The following is an 18325-nucleotide window of genomic DNA, read 5'->3' as shown; positions in this document are numbered from 1 at the left end:
GTTATTCTTGTCACTGTCCAAACACTCCTAACAGCGGGTGCCAGAGCCAGTCTTTTTCTTCTTTTTCCCGCAGGCGGATTTCGCCGAAGCGAGCGCTAACCCGTTTGAGTTCCCACTGTTTCTCGTCTGCCAGCTGCTGGTATAAGGCGTGGTAGTCGGGATCGATCCACGCACAAACGCCTTCTGCCATGTGCAGTGAAGTGGGACGGATCACATCGCTTTGCTTCCATTTACTGGGGCCGTCGTCCGGTATCATGAAAACGGCATCTTCATCGTCATCGGCGATCCACAGGGTGTACGGTTCATCTCTGTCGGATTTTCGAAAGGGCGTGCGCCGCTGTAACTCACCGTTCCAGTGCGGATGTGCACGCCACCAGAATGCGGCGGGCGGGCGTTTCAGGTCATCGAGCTTTTGATTTTTAAGGCCAAGCAGCGTTTTTCCTAAAACAGCATGTTCTAACGCCACCAGCGAAAACGGTTTGATGAGGGGCGCCGGTTGCACAATGCGCGGGGCGGCGTTGAGATGACGGTAGTCCTCCTCCTGCAATAGCTGACGAAGGTCATGTGTGGTTAGCTGTTCATCGTCAGATTCAAACCCCGGCTTACAGTACGCGACGTCTTCATCTTTCAGCGCGCGAATATTGTGGCTAAGTAAGCAGATATTCGGCGTTTTAGGCACATGTTGTTTATCCTGCCGGTGGCGCAATATTCGTCCGGCGAGTTGAATGAATGAACGCATTGAGCTGGGCTCGACAATCGCCCAGTCGTAGTCGTGGTCACGACCCACTTCGGCGACCGAGGTCGCTAACACCACAAAGATATGATGCTGCGGCGGCGCGTTTTCTATCGCCTGACGAATTTCATCGACCTGCCATAGTGCATCGGCGTCGTTACGCATCAGTGCTGCATCAAGTCGCTGCTCAATATAGGAACGCATCGCCAGCGGATGTTGGCTGTGATAAATGCAGTAATGAATACAGGTATCCGGCGGTGAGGGGATGGCAAGCAACTGGCGGGCGACGGCAACCAGCGGGTCGATGTTTGCCATTCTGACCAGCCCCAGCGAGACGGTTTTTCCGCTCTTATGCTGTTGGTGATGCTGTGAATGTAAATCTCGTATCAGTGGGTGGATCACCTGTGCGACGGCCAGATGAACATCATCTTTATTTTTACTGGGGCTGCTGACGGGCACAATGGAAGCTAGCCGGAGCGGGAGTTCCTCTTTGGTAAGATTCTTCAGCCTCTGCTGAACGAACGCATCGTGCCTGGTCATGAAGCCTTTCACATCGCCGTACTGCTCATGCTGACAATCAAATTCATCAAACCAGCCGCAGCACACGTTCAAGGGCGTATTCGGTGTGCCGTAAGCCTGTTGCCAGGCAGCACGGCCATCAAGATAGGCACCGAACAACGCGCGAATTAACGCGGGCGGCAATGTGGCCGAGGAAAGTAGAACACGCGATCCCAACATGCCTGCCCAGTTCACCAGCCGGCAGAGTGCGGGAAGATCTTCTAGCCCAAAATCATCCGGTTCATCGAGTACCAGATCGGAGGTCAATAGCCGTAGCATCGGGGCAATCTGGTGTCCGCTGCGCAGACTTTCTGTAGCGGGCATCAGGTGATCGATGGTGGTGATCAGCACCGGTGCACTCAGTAATTGATGCAGGGTTGGGCTACGTTCCAGCCACGTCTTTAACCTGCCATCGTCCAGCGAGCCATCGTAACGAACATACTGATGTTCAGAGAACAACGGGTCGGCGGATTCACTGCCCGTCTGCGCGGTGTTTTGTTGGCGCGTCTCATTTTCCAACTGCATTTCATGGAGATCTTGCACGGCCTGTGAACCAATCAGCACCGCTAGGTCGTCTTCATCCAGCTTTAAGCGCTGCCGTAGCGCATCACCCGTTTGTAGCGTCAGCGTGCGTAGCCCTAACGCGACAGAGAAGCGACAGCCGAGTGTTTCGTCCGACAAGCCATACATAATTCGGGCGTTAGCGAAGGTTTTCCCCCGGCCTGTCGAGGCCATGTTGACGCCGAAAAAACCATGCTGCTTGCTGGATTCGCGAATAGAGCAGGCGAGATCGAATGCGCGATCCTGCCAGCGAAAGCGCGGGTGCGTGCTGCGCTGACGAAATCCTTTGTGGCGAGTAATTGCGGGTAGCGTGTCACGCAGATGCGGCAGACTGCGCCCCAGCAGCAGAGCATTTTGCCCGACGCCGACGCAGTGTTCATCCAGCCTCTGTTTATATTCCCCCGTTTTGCGATCGGTGTTAGCCCAGACTGAATAAGCCATATCCTGCCAGCCAACCGTTGCCGCGCCTGCTGAATAATGATGGTCAGCCAGCATGAGTGCGAGACGCGCCAGATGCACGGTCAGTCGTTGATCTAACCGAGCGAAATGCATGAATGAGGGGAGCTTTAGCGCTCGACCCGCAAACTTGCGCGCCTTCTCACGCCAGACGCTGCTGCGTAGCGGCGTGCCATGCGGAAACTGCCACACCTGTGCCAGATTGGCTGGCGTGACATCGAGCTTGCAATGATTGAGTGCATTCCATTGTGCCGAGAGATGGTCGGTTAACCATGTTTCTGCATAGTCGAGCTGGGGTTCACTGCTGTTGGGCGCAAGCTCTGCCGATTTGTTAAACACGGGCAGCCGATGGTGCGAAACAATCAGCCAGGCGATAACCTGCGCCAGCGGCGGCAAAGTGCGAAATGGACTGCTACTGGGCGTTTGCTTATCCCGCTGTAAGGCTGCCAGCAGGGTTGTTTCTGCCTCTGGAGTCACCGTGCTGAGCGCGGTTAACCAGCCTTTGTCGTCTTGCTCCCCCACGAAGGCCTGAAACAGCCGCAGCGATACCCATTCATGCCGATACGGTTGGCTGCGTGGACCTGTACCGCTCAACCCCGTCTGGAATAGTGCGTTAGCCTTGCCGACATCGTGAAATAACCCAGCAATAGCGGCCAGCAGGCTAAACACCTCGGCGCTGTGCCACGGGTTTTCATCTTTCGAGCGCAGAATATCGCGGCTGTTGGTGTTGGTCGGCACGCTCCCTTGTGCATTAAAACGCCGCAAATTACCGACGATCCACAGCAGTTCGGTATGATTCGCACTGCGAACCCAGTGACAGGCGACAGCCGTGTTACGACGCGCTGTTTTGCGCAGCAGCTTGCGTAGCGTGTTCAGCCCTTCCTGCGTGATAGCGGTTTGCCACGTGCGTTCGCCCTTGCGCTCAGCAAACTGATCCAGTATCCGGCGGGTTTCGACCAGCGCGCGCTTATTGCATTCTGAAATCAGCAGAATGTTCATCGAGCCACCTGGCTCAGCTTGCCAGCGACATCCTGCAAGCTGCCGATCATCACATCCAGCGCCTCAGATTGTTGGAATGCGGTCAGGCAGCGCTGACGAAATTCTTGCTCATCTTCGCCTTCCATCGCGGCAATAAACGCCTGCGGCAGTACGAGCGCGTCCTTAATTAAATCGGCGACGTCGAATACCAGCCCACCACGGCGAGTTTTACCATGCAACACCGCTAACCCGTGCGGCAGACCCAACACCCATGTCGCGACGGCAGCCAGCCCGTAAGCCAGATAGTTGCCGTGATCGAGAAAACGGTTAGCCAGATCGGTGCCACCGCCGCGTTTGGCGCGGGTAAAGTCGCCATAGCTCACGGCATTAGCGGCCAGTTTGTACAGGGCTTTGGTCATCATTGCTTCCTGCACCAGCACGTCATTGCTGGTGCGGCAGTCGGTTAGCCCTTTTTCATAGCGATCCAGAAGCGCCTGAAGATGGTCGGCCTTAAAGGTAAAACGAGATTCTCGGGACAGACGCGAGCCCAGCCAGTGCTGACGAATTTGTGTTATTCGCACCTGTTGGAAAGCGATGGCGGCAGCCAGCCTTTTCTCATCATCGAACCAAAAGCTGACCCAATCCTGCAAATACTCGGTTGGCCGATATTCGCTCTGTGGCGATAGCCAGGATACCGCGACTTCCGCCTCGTTGGCCGCAAATAGCGGTGTGCCGCCGCCGCCACAAAAGCCAACCATCACACCGGCTCTGGCAAATTCCCGCATCGCTGCCTGCGTTACAGAAGTGCCGGTTCCCAACATCACCACGCTGGTATTGGCGATGGGAATATTCCAGTACAGAGACTGGTTTCCTTCCTCCGTGACATATTCGACACGGCCACCGTTAACGAGAATGCGGCAATGCTGGAGATAATAAACATTGGCGCGTTTGGAATGCAGAATGGTTTTTAAGTCCGAAGGGCTAAAGGCGTTATCCATAATGTATTTTCTGCCGCAATCGATAATAGCTGTGACGCCAGCGAAGTAAATCGCAGGCTAACCATTTGATAAGAAAAAATATAATCTTCAGAAAACTAACGAAAATCAGATTATCACAGTTGTATATGAAAAATTCTGACCGCAAAAAATATTACCCAAACACAGACCCTTTTTATTTGGTCTATTTCACAAGCTTAACAATCAATGAGTTACAGATGAGCTGAAAAAAAGGGTTTTTGCAGGGAAAACGGCAATTGCTGCTAATAAAACAAACCGTTAGAGTGATCGGGCTACTGTTCACTGCCGTATAGGCAGCTTAGAAAGAAAACGGCAGGCCGAAATCAGAAAAAAGCCAGTTCACTGCCGTATAGGCAGCTTAGAAAGCAGCGTCAATAAACTCGCGGGCCATCTCTTTGTTCACTGCCGTATAGGCAGCTTAGAAAGATAGCGTAAATGCCATCCGGTCACAGTTGCTGTTCACTGCCGTATAGGCAGCTTAGAAAGCCGTTCGCCTCGTCGTTGACCGTGAGCGAGAGTTCACTGCCGTATAGGCAGCTTAGAAAATGCCCGCGCTTGTCGCAGCTTCTCGAACATAGTTCACTGCCGTATAGGCAGCTTAGAAAGTTGAAGCTGGCGAGTTTGAAAAGAAGCAAGCGTTCACTGCCGTATAGGCAGCTTAGAAAATGCGAAAACGTGGCGGAAGATAAAGAAAATTGTTCACTGCCGTATAGGCAGCTTAGAAATTGCTCACTAGCCATTTTAATTGCGTCAGCAAGTTCACTGCCGTATAGGCAGCTTAGAAATCGGAATTTATTAGAGCCATTAAATTTAATAAGTTCACTGCCGTATAGGCAGCTTAGAAAGTTAAAGCTGGATGACGGGAATTGAATGTAGGTGTTCACTGCCGTATAGGCAGCTTAGAAAACCCGCGGCTTTGATGTTCAACAGCGCCCACAGTTCACTGCCGTATAGGCAGCTTAGAAACTTACTGAGATAAAAAAAGGCGATAATATAATGTTCACTGCCGCATAGGCAGCTTAGAAATATTGATGACGTCAATGTTTGCCTCTTGAATCGTTCACTGCCGCATAGGCAGCTTAGAAACGCGTCGGCGGGATTTTTTTGCAGGAAGAAAGTTCACTGCCGTACAGGCAGTTTATCCACGCCTTAAGTGCCATTATCTGGCTATTATCGAGGTAACACTATCGTCAGTGTTTGATGTGTTATCGCCTTTAAATAACGTATTTTTGATTCCCTTTTCTCGTGACATTTTTAAGTAACGGGTTTCTTTGTGTGGGATGGAAAATTGCGGATTTGGCATTATTAACATTTAAAAATCATCATTTTTCCGTTAAAGTAACCTTACAGGGAAATAGTTCGTTGACTTAAGTAAAATTCAAAGGAATGAGATGCTGTGAAATACGATCCGGTTTTAAAAACACTTGTTGATGATGACTATCGGTTAGAAGATCATCTTGATTTTAAAAAGCAGCATGCTGATATTAACTATCAGAAATTACATGCTCAACTCAATGAAATAAATAACGATAACATTCATGCCATATTAACTGTGCAGGAAGCGACGTATTTTTTAAAGACGTTATGTACACCAAACCCTAATGAGTCGTGGAAAACGGCCATTTTTGCCTGTACCGATCCCATCTCGTCGTTTGCCGGAAATATTGCAGAATCGGTGTCTGTGAGCAGAATCGTGATGGAGATGAAAGGGTTCGGCGTCACGGCAACGGAATATGTCGGGAAAAATGGTAGTAAGTACATAAAATTATCTGGCTATCCGGGGGTAAGAAAGTATTTAGATGCCACTCGATATTTAGTCAGTAACCAAAAAGTACTCGATATAGGGATAGGTACAAAAGGTATTGAAAGTGGTATTGCGACTGGGGCAAGGTTCTGCATTGTGTTTTCAGGCGCTTATCGAGCCATTGAATTGATGGTGAAAGATGAATACGCACTGACCGATTTCTTTGTTAATTTAACGATGGATGCGGCAAAGTTAGCTGTATCGGTTGGGGTTGCATGGGGGGCGAAAACATTAGCGACTGGGCTTATGGCTACGGGGTTCAGTGTTATTGGCATTGCTTTTGGCATCTTTGCTATTGGGGTGATAGTCAGTCTTTCATTACTGTGGTTGGATAATGAGTATAAAATAAGTGAGACGATAATAAAAAATTTGAAATCGCATAAAAAGCAATATACACCATACCATCCTGATCAATTCTTTCATGCATGGGGGAGAGTCAGTCGTGGTTAAGATAAATAGACCTTTTTTTTTCATATATTCAGTTTTTATTTTTCTTCTTTCATGCTGGGGAGGATGGTTCTCTTTAAACGGGTATATTGATTTCTTTAATCTAAATGATGTTATTTCATTTTCATGGAAACTCGGGGTGATAATTTTTCTAGTTCCAATAGTGTTCCAGTTTTCTTATTTTGGTTTTTTTTCTGCTGTAAAAAATAGACCAATTAAAATGAATAATAAAGTTTCAAATGTATTGGTTATATTTGCTGTTTTTGGTACTGCGGTGAGTTTATTTTCATCTATGTATATCTCTTATAGCCTTAATGAACAGGGTTATAAAATCTGTCCCAAGAGCTCATGGGTAGCTCCCAATAAATATGTGAAAGACATCGCTCTTTGTAAAGAGTAAGAACAAAAATGGACGTCTGATAGGGAATGCTTTTTCATGCCTGGGGGAGGTACAGTCGTGGTTAAGGTAAATAGGCCATTAGTTGGTGCGTTTGCAGTTTTCCTTTTTCTTATTTCATGTTTTATTAGCTGGATTTCCTTCAATGGATATTTGAGTTTTTTACAAAAAAGTGATGTGATAATTTTTTCATGGAAACTTGGTTTAATGATATTTGGATCACCTTTGTTGTTTTATTTTTCATATTTGGCATTTTATTCAGCTATAAAAAATGAAGTGCCTAAAATGAATAATAAACTAGCTAACTCATTAGCTGTTGTGGCTATATTTGGTGCGGTTGTTAGTTTTTTTTTATCAATTTATATATCATATGATCTTAATGATCAAGATTATAAAACCTGTCCTAAGAACTCATGGATAGCTCCCAATAAGTATGTGAAAGACATTTCTCTTTGTGATGAATGGTAAACAATGATCTGATAGGTTTTTATTCATGCTTGTGGAGGATTGTTCGTGTTTAAAATAAATAGGCCATTATTTTTCGCGTTCTCAGTGTTGATTTTTATTCTTACATGCTGGGGAATATGGTTTTCTTTTAACGGCTATTGGAATCTATTTAGGCTAAACGATGTCATTATCTTTTCATGGAAAGTAGGTATACTTATTTTTGGTGCGCCAATATTATTCTACTTTTCGTATTTAGGGTTTTACATGGCAGTAAAAAACAAACCTATAGGAATGCATGGGATATTAGCAAGTGTGTGTGGTTATTTGTTTTTTATTGGTGTGGTGGTTAGTTTTGTTGCATCTATGTATATATCTTTTAATTTTAGAGAACAAGGCTATGAAATCTGTCCTAAAAACTCCTGGATGGATCCCAATAAATATGTGAAAAATATCGCTCTTTGTGATGAATGGTGAATAACAAGCACACCTGATAAGATGCGCCTGTTATCAAAGGTCATAAATCTTAGAGGCTCATTTCCTCCCAAATGCTGTAACCCGACGTTCCTGCGATTTTGTGATTCCATGCTATGGTTTTATATTTCAGCTGGACTTTTTCATACGGCATGATGTCATTGTTATCGATGACGTGTGGGTAGACACAGGTGACGTCGACAATGCTCGCATCCGTTAAGGTCACTTCGTAATAAAGCTCTAACTGCCCAGCGGAATTGACGCGATAAAAATAAAATGTCACATCAACATATAGATCAGTGAGATAGTGATTTATGCCTGCAAAGAGAGGGTTTCGTGCGCGTTGACGAATGCGATTATTTGCAACGTGAGTCGCATGCGCCCGACACGGGGTGTTCAATCGCCATCACCCCGTGGCCCCTGGCTTCTCGCGGGAAATAACGCCGCTTAGCGGTGCCTTCGGCGATCGACTCCGCAGTCGGGCCGCCAGCGACGCGTTCCCGACGCGGCGCTGACTTTCGCGGCGTCCTGCCGCTCACCCGGCGGTTTCGTTCACCTCAGCGTTATTTTTACGCGATATGAAATAATAAAAATCAACGTATTAAAATAAAATCAGAGTTACTCTGTTTTTCTGACGAATCCGCCTTTCCTTTTTGCAGGGAATATAGATCCTAACCCGCATTTATTTCTCGCCAGTTCAGCCAGATTCGCATATCAAATTCCAGCTGGTGATAATCAGGGTCCATATGGCAGCAGAGTTGGTAGAAGGCCTTGTTGTGGTCTTTTTCTTTGAGGTGAGCGAGTTCGTGTACCACGATCATCCGCAGGAAATCTTCCGGCCCGTCACGAAATAGCGTCGCTATTCTGATTTCGTTATTGGACTTTAATTTTCCGCCCTGCACACGTGCCACAAACGTATTGGTTCCTAGCGTCCCTTTTATCGGGTTTTGTTTATTGTCGTAAAGCACCTTTGATATCGCCGGGGCATTTTTCAAATAGCGCTGTTTCAGCTCGGTGACAAATTGATAGAGCGACTTATCACTCTGGATCGGATGGCGGTCAGGGTATCTTTTTTCCAGCCAAAGGCCGAGTTTGCCTTGATCGAGGAGCGTTTGTACTTGGGCAACAATCGTTGGGGGATAGCCGTTTAGGTAGCGTAACTGGGTCATGGGATTTTTATCACAGAAGCCACTGAGTTAAGCGAGTTCACAACCGTGAGTCGGTTAAGCCAGTGGCTTTATTATTTTACGATTTACTGAATTGCGGCGAAAGCCGCAGCAACGCGCTGGACGTTGCTGTGGTTAAGCCCCGCCATACACATACGGCCGCTGGCGATCAGGTACACGCCGAATTCTTCACGCAGACGATCAACCTGTTCCGGGCTGAATCCGGTGTAGCTGAACATGCCGCGCTGTGTGAGCAGGTAGTCGAAGTTACGGTTCGGCAGTGCGTTTTTCAGTGCGGAAACCAGTTCCTGACGCATGCTCAGAATGCGGGTGCGCATCTCTTCGACTTCCGCTTTCCAGTCAGCGTTCAACTGCGCGTCATTCAGGACTTTAGAGACCACCTGTGCGCCGAAATTCGGTGGGGAAGAGTAGTTGCGGCGGACGGTCGCTTTTAACTGACCCAGCACGCGCTGTGCGCTGTCAGCATCGTCACACACCACGGAAAGGCCGCCGACGCGCTCGCTATACAGTGAGAAAATCTTGGAGAACGAGTTGGCGATCAGTGCAGGAACGCCCGCGCTGGCAACGGCGCGAATCGCATAGGCATCCTGCTCAATCCCGAGGCCAAAGCCCTGATAGGCGATATCCATAAACGGAATCAGCTCACGTTGGATGATGACCTCAATGACGCGATCCCACCGTTCAGTGGTGAGGTCAGAACCAGTCGGGTTGTGGCAGCACGGGTGCAGCAGCACGATGCTGCGTGCTGGCAACGTTTGCAGGGTGGCGAGCATGGCGTCAAATTTCACGCCCAGGCTTTCGCTATCAAAATATGGGTAGGTGTGAACGTTAAAGCCCGCCCCCTCAAAGATCGCAATATGGTTTTCCCATGTTGGATCGCTGACCCACACTTCTGAATTCGGGAAGTAGCGTTTCAGGAAATCCGCACCGACTTTCAGCGCACCGGAACCGCCCAGCGTCTGGATGGTGGCGATGCGACCCGCTTCCAGCGCCGCGTGGTTTTCGCCAAATAGCAGTTGTTGGATCGCGGTACGGTAAGGCTGTAGCCCTTCCATCGGCAGGTAAGAGCTCGCGCTCTGCGCTGGCTGTTTCAGGCTGCTTTCTGCCGCACTGACGGAGCGCAGCTGCGGGATAATATTCTGCTCGTTGTAGTAGAGCCCGATACTCAAATTGATCTTATCCGCTCTTGGATCCTGTTTGAATTTTTCCATCAGAGACAGGATAGGATCTCCGGCATAGGTATCAACGTTTTGAAACACAGTGTAGCTCTCCTGAATGTGTCATTTTTATGGGTACCGCAACCCCGACGATGGTGGGGGACAATCAGGCCGCGTAACGGCCGGGGCGATGATTCATCGCGATAATCAGGTTCAGAATGGTTGCCCCCAGAATCGAAGCAATCAACATCGGTATGCTTACCACGAACAGGGAAGTCAGCACAATCACAACGTCAACGCCCATCTGGAGTTTTCCCGCCCGCAGGCCGTATTTGTCCTGAAGATACAGCGCCAGAATGTTCATGCCGCCGAGGCTGGCCTTGTGGCGGAACAGCACCACGAAGCCGATTCCGGTGATGATATTGCCAAACAGCGTGGCGTAGAACGGGTTGAGCTGATCGAAATGAACGAACATCGGGTGCAGGTCGGAAAACAGCGAAACCAGCCCGACGGCGCAGAACGTTTTCACCGTGAATTCCCACCCCATGCGGCGTAAGGCCAGATAGTAGAAGGGCAAGTTCAGCAGGAAAAACGCGACGCCAAAGGAGACGTTTGTCAGATAGTGGATAAGAAAAGCGATACCTGCGGTGCCGCCGGTGAGGGCACCGGCCTGACGCAGCAGAATGACGCCAAACGACACCATCAGCGTGCCGATCAGTATCGCCAGAATATCTTCCAGCAGCGTGTGTGATAGTTTTTGTGTGGGAATAACGTTATCCATGGTGAGCACTCAACAGACTGTCGTAAAAACATGTGCTTACCAAAGCAAGAATCGCACCAGATAGTGCTGCTTAGCGGCTGGCATCAGCATAATCTCGCCTGCGATAAGAGCAACGTATTGAATTATATGAATGAAAATAATGCGCGATTCGTGCGTTTTTTATTATCTATTTGTCTTTTTTGTGCATTTATTTGGTTTTTGTTGCGCGAATTATTCATTTTTATGCACCAAATAGAGGCGATTGCCCCAACTTAGGGCAACGCAGGCCGTTCTGGCATCATCAAACCGTTCTCTTTGAGGCGGTTTAATACTACTGAGGTTTTCAGGTGCGCGACGCTCTTGTTCTGCGACAGAATCTGGCTAATCAGCGTGCTGAGTCCGGGCAGATCTGCCACGGCGACTTTTAACAGGTAATCGGCATCACCCGTGGTTTTATAGGCGTCGATGATGGCATCCACTTCCCCCAGCATCTGGTGGAAGCGCTCAACGTATTCGCTGGTGTGATTGATCAGTCGCACCTCAATTAATCCCAGACATTCCAGTCCGACCGCGTTCGGCGACAGACGGGCATGATAGCCGAGAATCAGCTGTGCCTGTTCTAGCGCGATACGACGGCGGGAACACTGCGAGGCGGAAAGCCCAACCAGATCGCTCAGTTCCTGATTGGTCAGGCGGCCGTTCGTCTGTAGCAACGTCAGGATTTTCAGATCGAAGTCATCAATGTGGTACATCGCGTTTCCTAAACAGTATCAGGCAGTCGGCCAAACAGACTACCAGCTTTTTAGGCCGCGTTGCCTATGAGTTTTTTATTCCTGACTTTGGGAGAGCTCTATTTTCTTAACTGCCTGTTCGGCAGTGAACATCCACGCCATGGTTTCAAATGGCTGTCTGTGTTTCTAAGCTGCCTATGCGGCAGTGAACTGATTTGAACGCGCGGCTTCCCTTCGAGTGAATTTCTAAGCTGCCTATACGGCAGTAAATCCATCACTCCACAATAATCCGCTCGTCATTGTCTCCGAGACAGACACTTAACTGCTGCCCGTCAGGGCTAAAGGCGCAGTAGGGGAGAGGTTCACGCAGGTAGAGATGTAGCGGAAGCGCCAGATAAAGCGCAACGAGCAGCAGTGCGGCGACGGCTTTAGCATAGGTTGGGTGTTGAGCGACTGGGTTGCGCCGCGCGTGTCGATATTTCACTATGCCGATAGCCGCCATGCCTGCGCCCACCAGCATGGATACATACAGTTCACCGGGCATCGGGGAAAGTATCAGCTCTTCGTTTTCATAATCCTGCCAATATTGAATCCGCCACAGGGCGCTGATACCGATTTGCACCAGACCCGCGAGTATCCAGGCAACACGCCATCCTGAAAGCCGAAAGAGTGCCAGAAAGCAGAAACCCGATGCGGCACAAGACCAGTAGATGAGATCGAACATCGCGCTAAACATGCCGCCAAACAGCGTGCCGCCGACATCCGTCGGTTTCAGAGTATAGAAATTGATGAGAGCAAACAGCGTCAGGATCGCGGAGACGGCAAGCCAGCTTGCCGCATAGTAGATAACCCGTTTTAAGGTCGGCAAGCCATGCGCCTGCCGATAAAAACCTGCTGGTTCGTTTTTACTCACCGTCGACGTATTCCAACGCAGTGCGCTGGGTTAAGCGCGTAATCAGTTCGTAGGCGCTGGCACCCGTATGCGCGGCAATGCGTTCAACCGGTAGCGTTGGCCCCCAAAGAATGACCTCATCGCCAACCTTGTCCTGCGCATTCGGCCCTAAATCCACCGTAATCATATCCATTGATACGCGACCGGAAAGCGGCACTTCGCGCCCGTTGATGAGCACGGGGGTTCCTGCTGGCGCGCAGCGCGGATAGCCATCGCCGTAGCCGACGGCTACCACGCCCAGACGGGTATTGCGTGGGCTGGTCCAGGTACCGCCGTAACCGACTGCTTCGCCCGCATTGTGTTCGCGAACGGCAATCAGGTGAGACGTAAAGGTCATCGCAGGCTGGAAGCCGAAATGCGCGGCGTCTTCGTTATCCAGCGGCGACACGCCATAGAGAATGATGCCAGGACGAACGCGATCGCGGTGCGACTGCGGCCACAGCAGAATGCCGCCGGAGGCCGCGATGGACTGTGCGCCGGGTTTACCCTGTGTAAAGGCATCGAAGCAGGCCAACTGGCGTTCGGTGGTTCCGGCTTCGGGCTCATCGGCGCGGCAAAAGTGGCTCATGATATTGACCGGCTGAACCACATTGCGGCATTCGGTCAGGCGTTGCCAAAACGCGTCGGCGTGTTCCGGCAGAACGCCAAGGCGGTGCATGCCGCTATCCAGCTTCATCCACACGGGGATCGGCTGTGGCAGCGTGACCTGTTCCAGTGCGGCAAGCTGTTCGGGGCTGTGAACGGCGGTTTCTAGCTGGTGCTCCACCAGAAGCGGGAGATCGTCGGCGGAGAAAAAACCTTCCAGCAGGACGATAGGCTTGGTGATACCCGCGGCGCGCAGTGCCAGCGCTTCGGAGAGCCGCGCGACGCCGTAACAGTCAGCGTCGGAAAAGGTATGGGCAGCGTCGATCATGCCGTGGCCGTAGGCGTTGGCTTTCACGATGGCAACGACCTGGCTGCCAGGTGCTAGCTGGCGGATACGTTGCAGGTTGTGGCGCAAAGCACGCCGGTTAATGACGGCAGTTGCCGTTTTCATTCTTGTTCCTTAGTGCAGTGTTGTCATTGCTGAGCGCTGCGTTATTCATCGTCATATTGTGGGCCGGCATAGTTATCAAAGCGCGACCACTGCCCGTTAAAGGTCAAACGAACGGAACCAATCGGGCCGTTACGCTGTTTCCCCAGAATGATTTCAGCGATGCCTTTCAGGTCGCTGTTTTCGTGATAAACCTCATCACGATAGATAAACATAATCAGGTCGGCATCCTGCTCGATGGAGCCGGATTCACGCAGATCCGAGTTGACCGGGCGCTTATCGGCGCGCTGTTCCAGGCTACGGTTAAGCTGCGACAGCGCGACGACGGGAACCTGCAATTCTTTTGCCAATGCTTTGAGCGAGCGGGAAATTTCTGCAATCTCCAGCGTACGGTTGTCGGACAGCGACGGCACACGCATCAATTGCAGGTAGTCGATCATGATTAGGCTCAGGCCGTCATGTTCACGGAACACGCGGCGGGCGCGGGATCGCACTTCGGTTGGTGTCAGGCCGGAGGAATCATCGATGTACATGTTGCGCTTTTCCAGCAGGATCCCCATGGTGCTGGAAATACGCGCCCAGTCTTCATCGTCCAACTGGCCGGTACGAATACGGGTCTGATCCACTCGGGACAGGGAAGCCAGCATACGCATCATGATCTGTTCGCCGGGCATCTCCAGACTGAAGATCAATACCGGTTTATCCTGCATCATCGCCGCGTTTTCACACAGGTTCATGGCGAAGGTGGTTTTACCCATCGATGGACGCGCCGCGACGATGATCAGGTCAGATTTTTGCAATCCTGCGGTCTTTTTATCCAGATCCTGATAGCCGGTAGACACGCCAGTTACGCCGTCGTGCGGGCGCTGATACAGCTGCTCGATACGGGAAACGGTGTCTTCCAGAATGCGATCGATACTTTTCGGACCTTCGTCTTTGCTGGCGCGGTTTTCGGCGATCTGGAAGACGCGGGATTCCGCCAGATCGAGCAGATCTTCACTGCTGCGGCCCTGCGGATCGTAGCCCGCATCGGCGATCTCATTGGCGACGGAGATCATTTCACGCACCACGGCGCGCTCGCGCACGATATCGGCATAGGCTCCGATGTTCGCGGCGCTGGGGGTGTTTTTTGCCAGTTCGGCAAGATAGGCGAAGCCACCGGCGGATTCCAGCGAACCTTGCAGTTCGAGCGATTCGGACAGCGTAATCAGGTCGATGGGCTTGCTCATTTCGAGCAAGCGCTGCATTTCGGTGAAGATCAGGCGGTGGGCGCGGTTATAGAAGTCGTTCGCGACAACACGCTCGGCGACATTATCCCAACGTTCATTGTCGAGCATCAGGCCACCCAATACCGATTGCTCCGCTTCCAGCGAATGTGGCGGAAGTTTCAGACCTTCCATCTGGCGGTCACGGGGTTCATTCGATTTATTGGTGGGTCTTTTCTCTGCCATGAAACGGGTTCTTTACCGGTTGATTTGCCATTGGATTAGGAGGCATTGTATATGTCACACGTCCGAAATAACACAATCCATATCCATAATAGAGCAATGATGAACCTGTCACGATTAAGGAGATAACATGGCAAAACGCGTTCAGTTCCGAGCTTATGGTGGCCCAGAGGTTCTACAATATGTGGATTTCACGCCTGCCGACCCCGCTGCGGGAGAGGTTCAGGTTGAGAACCGCGCCATCGGCATTAATTTTATCGATACCTATATTCGCAGCGGCCTGTATCCGGTTCCTGATCTGCCTTCCGGGCTGGGAACCGAAGCGGCAGGCGTCGTGACGAAAGTCGGAGCAGGGGTTAGCGTGCTGAAAGTCGGCGATCGCGTGGTGTATGCGCAGTCCGGGCTGGGCGCGTATAGCGACGTGCATAACGTGGTGGCGGAAAAGGTGGCGCTGCTGCCGGATGCCATCAGCTTTGAGCAGGCAGCGGCTTCTTTCCTGAAAGGGCTGACGGTTTACTATCTGCTGCGCCAGACGTATGAAATCAAGCCGAATGAAGTCTTCCTGTTCCATGCCGCGGCGGGTGGTGTTGGGCTGATCGCTTGCCAGTGGGCGAAGGCGCTGGGGGCGAAGTTGATCGGGACGGTGGGTTCCGACGAGAAGGCGGAGCGGGCAACACAGGCGGGTGCCTGGGCGACCATAAATTACCGTACCGAGAATATTGCGCAGCGCGTCGCAGAACTGACCGATGGGCAGAAGGTGAACGTTGTGTATGACTCGGTCGGGAAAGATACCTGGGAAGCCTCGCTTGATAGCCTGCGCCGCCGTGGATTGATGGTCAGCTTCGGCAATGCGTCTGGGCCAGTCACCGGCGTCAATCTGGGGATTTTGAACCAGAAAGGCTCGCTGTACGTCACGCGTCCGTCGCTGTTTGGCTACGTGACGAATCGCGCCGAGCTGGAACAAGCCAGCAATGAACTCTTCTCACTGATCGCCAGCGGGGCGATTACGGTAGATGTGCCGCAGAACCAGAAGTTCGCGCTGTCGGATGCGCAAGCCGCGCATCGGGCGCTGGAAAGCCGCAGTACGCAGGGCTCATGCCTGCTGATTCCGGGCTAATTGTTTAATGAGGTTATCGTATTCTGGCGATAACCTCACTTCTCCCGCCCCCTTTTCCAGACAGGGAAAAGAGCGGCCGACAGTATTACTTCTTAACAAAAAAACCAAAACGGATTGTTTGTTTTTTAAACGCCTCTCTGTAGGATTTGACGAAAAGCAGATTAAGACGGTCACTCAGGTTTTGTGCCTTGCTCGTTGTCTGCGCCGTACATCAATCCCAATAAGCAGAATTGAACGCGTATGTTGCGTCTGGCTGTGAGCATCGGTTCCACGGCATTTTTTCAAAAATGGTTCTCTCTTTACCTCTCCGTTATCTCGATTGTTGTTTTCACAGGCGATTTCTCGCCTGATTTTGAACACACTAAAGAAGGATGTGAGTATGAGATCCATCAAACGCCTGCCAATGCCCCCAACCCGAAGTATTCTCGGGCATGTTGATTACCTGAAACGAAGTGATGTTCATCTCCAGATGCTGCGGTGGAAAGCGCAATATGGCCGCTTTTATCGCTTAAGGCTGGGGTTCACGTCCGCGATAGTGATTGCCGACGCGGAATGTATTCGCACCATCATGAAATCCCGCCCTGACGAGTTTCGGCGTATCAGCAGCATTGAATCCGTGTTTCAGGAAGCGGGGTTGAACGGAGTTTTCTCATCGGAAGGGAAACGCTGGGAGCATCAGCGCAGACTGACGGAGCCGATGTTTCAGCCCGCCCATCTGAAGTATTTCTATCCCAGCCTCAGGAAGGTGACCTCCCGGCTATCAGACCGTTTCACGATGCTGGCTGAAACCGGCGAAGCCGTTGTCCTCGTGGAAGAATTCAAGCGTTATACGGTTGATATCACGTCATTACTGGCTTTTGGTGAAGACGTGAATACGCTCGAACAGGGGGAAAACCCGCTGTCGCAAAGCTTACGTCACCTATTTCCCATGATTAATGCCCGCAGTGGTTCTTTGTTTCCTTTATGGCGGTACATCAGGAGGGAGCGAGATAAGCAGTTCGATGCAAGCCTGAGCCTGATTCGTGAATATGTTGATGGGTTTATTTATCGCCAGCGGAAACGCCTCCGGCTCAATCCGCAATTAATAGAAGCGCCGGAAAATATGCTACAGGTGATGCTTGCCGAGCAGAAAAAAGACGGGACGCTGAAAGACGACGACATTGTCGCCAATGCGATTACGCTCCTTCTCGCGGGGGAGGATACGACGGCGAATACGCTGGCCTGGATGAGTTTCCAGCTTTGCTCAGCGCCTTCGGTCGAAGAGTGCGTTTTTCAAGAGTGTAAAGAGGCGACTGATGGTGCCGGAGCACTCCTCCCGTGGCCGCTTCCGCGACTGCCCTGGCTCACCGCTGTGATGTATGAATCGATGCGGCTCAAGCCCGTTGCACCGCTGCTGTATCTTGAGCCAACGAAGAACACCGTTATTGATGATTTCCTGATCAAAAAGGGCACGCCTCTGTTGCTGATGCTGAATGCGAGCGGGTTTGACGACGTGCTGTTTCAGCAGCCTGATGATTTTGTGCCTGAGCGATGGCTTGAACGCGGAAAGGCCTCTTTTTCCGATCTTCAGCCTTTTGGTGGCGGGCCGCGTATGTGCCCCGGACGGTCGCTGGCATTAATGGAAATTAAACTGGGATTTCACGCGCTGTGCGGCGGGTTCCGCGTCGAGGCGCAGCAGCCCGCATCGGACGTCACTGAAAGCTTTGCTTTTACGATGTCGCCATCAGGCTTTCGTGTGAAGCTACACAAGCGTGAGCCGTTGCAATAGCAAGAGTAGATATGGTGTGTAAGTGAATGTGCTGAGGTCAGGGAAGGCGGTTGCTGAGTGACAGAGCCTGACAATAATACCGACTCGTTAAGAGTCGGTATTATTGCCTGAAAGGCTTTGGCGTAACGCCAATTTCATCAAACTGTATGTAGGGTACAGCGTGGTGATCGTCACGAAAGTGCCGCTGTGCGGCTATTATTTCCCTGACGACGATGAAATCGTGTGGCTTATTCGCCACCCTGTTTTATTTACCCAACGTTTTATTTACCCAATTTAGTTTGCTCACCTTATAAACGACAATCGG

Annotated in this window: 16 protein-coding genes, 1 pseudogene and 1 CRISPR repeat array; of the genes and pseudogenes, 7 read left to right on the top strand and 10 right to left on the bottom strand. The window is 51.0% G+C overall.

Translation table 11 applies throughout. From position 1 onward, the window contains the following. Positions 1–10: 10 nt before the first annotated feature. Positions 11–3307 carry a type I-F CRISPR-associated helicase Cas3f gene (gene cas3f / locus H4F65_RS18580; protein WP_010279269.1) on the bottom strand — a complete coding sequence of 1099 codons (3297 nt, stop codon included), beginning with the start codon at positions 3305–3307 and terminating at the stop codon, positions 11–13. Next, positions 3304–4284 carry a type I-F CRISPR-associated endonuclease Cas1f gene (gene cas1f, locus H4F65_RS18575; RefSeq protein ID WP_010279266.1) on the bottom strand — a complete coding sequence of 327 codons (981 nt, stop codon included), beginning with the start codon at positions 4282–4284 and terminating at the stop codon, positions 3304–3306. The genes cas3f and cas1f overlap by 4 nt, the downstream gene beginning before the upstream one ends. A 295-nt stretch (positions 4285–4579) precedes the next feature. Further along, positions 4580–5447: a CRISPR direct-repeat array (repeat unit 28 nt; unit sequence GTTCACTGCCGTATAGGCAGCTTAGAAA). A 251-nt stretch (positions 5448–5698) separates the two neighbouring features. Here cas1f and H4F65_RS18570 point away from each other — a divergent pair. From H4F65_RS18570 to H4F65_RS18555, 4 genes are read left to right on the top strand one after another with little or no spacing between them, the layout of a single operon-like run. Then, positions 5699–6556, top strand: coding sequence for a hypothetical protein (locus H4F65_RS18570; RefSeq protein ID WP_010279261.1), 858 nt, complete (start codon positions 5699–5701; stop codon positions 6554–6556). Next, the gene (locus H4F65_RS18565; RefSeq protein ID WP_010279258.1) at positions 6549–6953 is read left to right on the top strand and encodes a DUF1240 domain-containing protein; all 405 of its coding nucleotides are present in this window, start codon (positions 6549–6551) and stop codon (positions 6951–6953) included. Before H4F65_RS18570 ends, H4F65_RS18565 begins: the two co-directional genes overlap by 8 nt. A 57-nt stretch (positions 6954–7010) precedes the next feature. Beyond that, complete coding sequence (locus tag H4F65_RS18560) at positions 7011–7418, top strand: DUF1240 domain-containing protein (protein WP_010279254.1); 408 nt, start codon at positions 7011–7013, stop codon at positions 7416–7418. A 45-nt stretch (positions 7419–7463) separates the two neighbouring features. After that, the gene (locus H4F65_RS18555; protein ID WP_010279252.1) at positions 7464–7871 is read left to right on the top strand and encodes a DUF1240 domain-containing protein; all 408 of its coding nucleotides are present in this window, start codon (positions 7464–7466) and stop codon (positions 7869–7871) included. A 49-nt stretch (positions 7872–7920) separates the two neighbouring features. On the opposite strand, the pseudogene tssD reads toward H4F65_RS18555, so the two are convergent. The 8 genes and pseudogenes from tssD to dnaB form a co-directional block, all read right to left on the bottom strand. Next, positions 7921–8157 (bottom strand): annotated as a pseudogene (tssD, locus tag H4F65_RS18550) (type VI secretion system tube protein TssD); the annotation flags it as partial. A gap of 382 nt (positions 8158–8539) precedes the next feature. Then, positions 8540–9037: a M48 family metallopeptidase gene (locus H4F65_RS18545; RefSeq protein WP_010279245.1), complete on the bottom strand. Its 498-nt coding sequence runs from the start codon at positions 9035–9037 to the stop codon at positions 8540–8542. 83 nt (positions 9038–9120) lie between these two features. Then, positions 9121–10314, bottom strand: coding sequence for an amino acid aminotransferase (locus H4F65_RS18540; RefSeq protein WP_010279242.1), 1194 nt, complete (start codon positions 10312–10314; stop codon positions 9121–9123). Between the two features lie 64 nt (positions 10315–10378). After that, on the bottom strand, positions 10379–10993 hold the full coding sequence (locus H4F65_RS18535; protein WP_010279239.1) for a YitT family protein: 615 nt from the start codon (positions 10991–10993) through the stop codon (positions 10379–10381). Positions 10994–11244: 251 nt separating this feature from the next. Then, positions 11245–11724 (bottom strand): Lrp/AsnC family transcriptional regulator, encoded by a 480-nt coding sequence (locus H4F65_RS18530; protein ID WP_010279234.1) that lies wholly within the window; start codon positions 11722–11724, stop codon positions 11245–11247. 253 nt (positions 11725–11977) lie between these two features. After that, positions 11978–12616, bottom strand: a complete 639-nt coding sequence (locus H4F65_RS18525; RefSeq protein WP_010279230.1) for a hypothetical protein — start codon at positions 12614–12616, stop codon at positions 11978–11980. Continuing rightward, the gene (gene alr / locus H4F65_RS18520; protein WP_010279226.1) at positions 12609–13691 is read right to left on the bottom strand and encodes an alanine racemase; all 1083 of its coding nucleotides are present in this window, start codon (positions 13689–13691) and stop codon (positions 12609–12611) included. The genes H4F65_RS18525 and alr overlap by 8 nt, the downstream gene beginning before the upstream one ends. 41 nt (positions 13692–13732) lie before the next feature. Further along, positions 13733–15139, bottom strand: coding sequence for a replicative DNA helicase (dnaB, locus tag H4F65_RS18515; RefSeq protein ID WP_010279223.1), 1407 nt, complete (start codon positions 15137–15139; stop codon positions 13733–13735). A gap of 127 nt (positions 15140–15266) precedes the next feature. Here dnaB and H4F65_RS18510 point away from each other — a divergent pair, with 127 nt between their 5' ends. The 3 genes from H4F65_RS18510 (at position 15267) to H4F65_RS18500 (ending at position 18298) form a co-directional block, all read left to right on the top strand. Continuing rightward, positions 15267–16253, top strand: coding sequence for a quinone oxidoreductase (locus H4F65_RS18510; protein WP_010279219.1), 987 nt, complete (start codon positions 15267–15269; stop codon positions 16251–16253). 379 nt (positions 16254–16632) lie between these two features. After that, positions 16633–18021 (top strand): cytochrome P450, encoded by a 1389-nt coding sequence (locus tag H4F65_RS18505; RefSeq protein WP_010279216.1) that lies wholly within the window; start codon positions 16633–16635, stop codon positions 18019–18021. Between the two features lie 103 nt (positions 18022–18124). Continuing rightward, positions 18125–18298 (top strand): hypothetical protein, encoded by a 174-nt coding sequence (locus H4F65_RS18500; RefSeq protein ID WP_010279213.1) that lies wholly within the window; start codon positions 18125–18127, stop codon positions 18296–18298. Positions 18299–18325: the final 27 nt, after the last annotated feature.

It is taken from the genome of Pectobacterium brasiliense (assembly GCF_016950255.1).
Lineage (GTDB): Bacteria > Pseudomonadota > Gammaproteobacteria > Enterobacterales > Enterobacteriaceae > Pectobacterium > Pectobacterium brasiliense.
The sequence above is the reverse complement of the archived record's forward strand: the minus strand, read 5'-3'. Positions and strand labels throughout refer to the sequence as shown.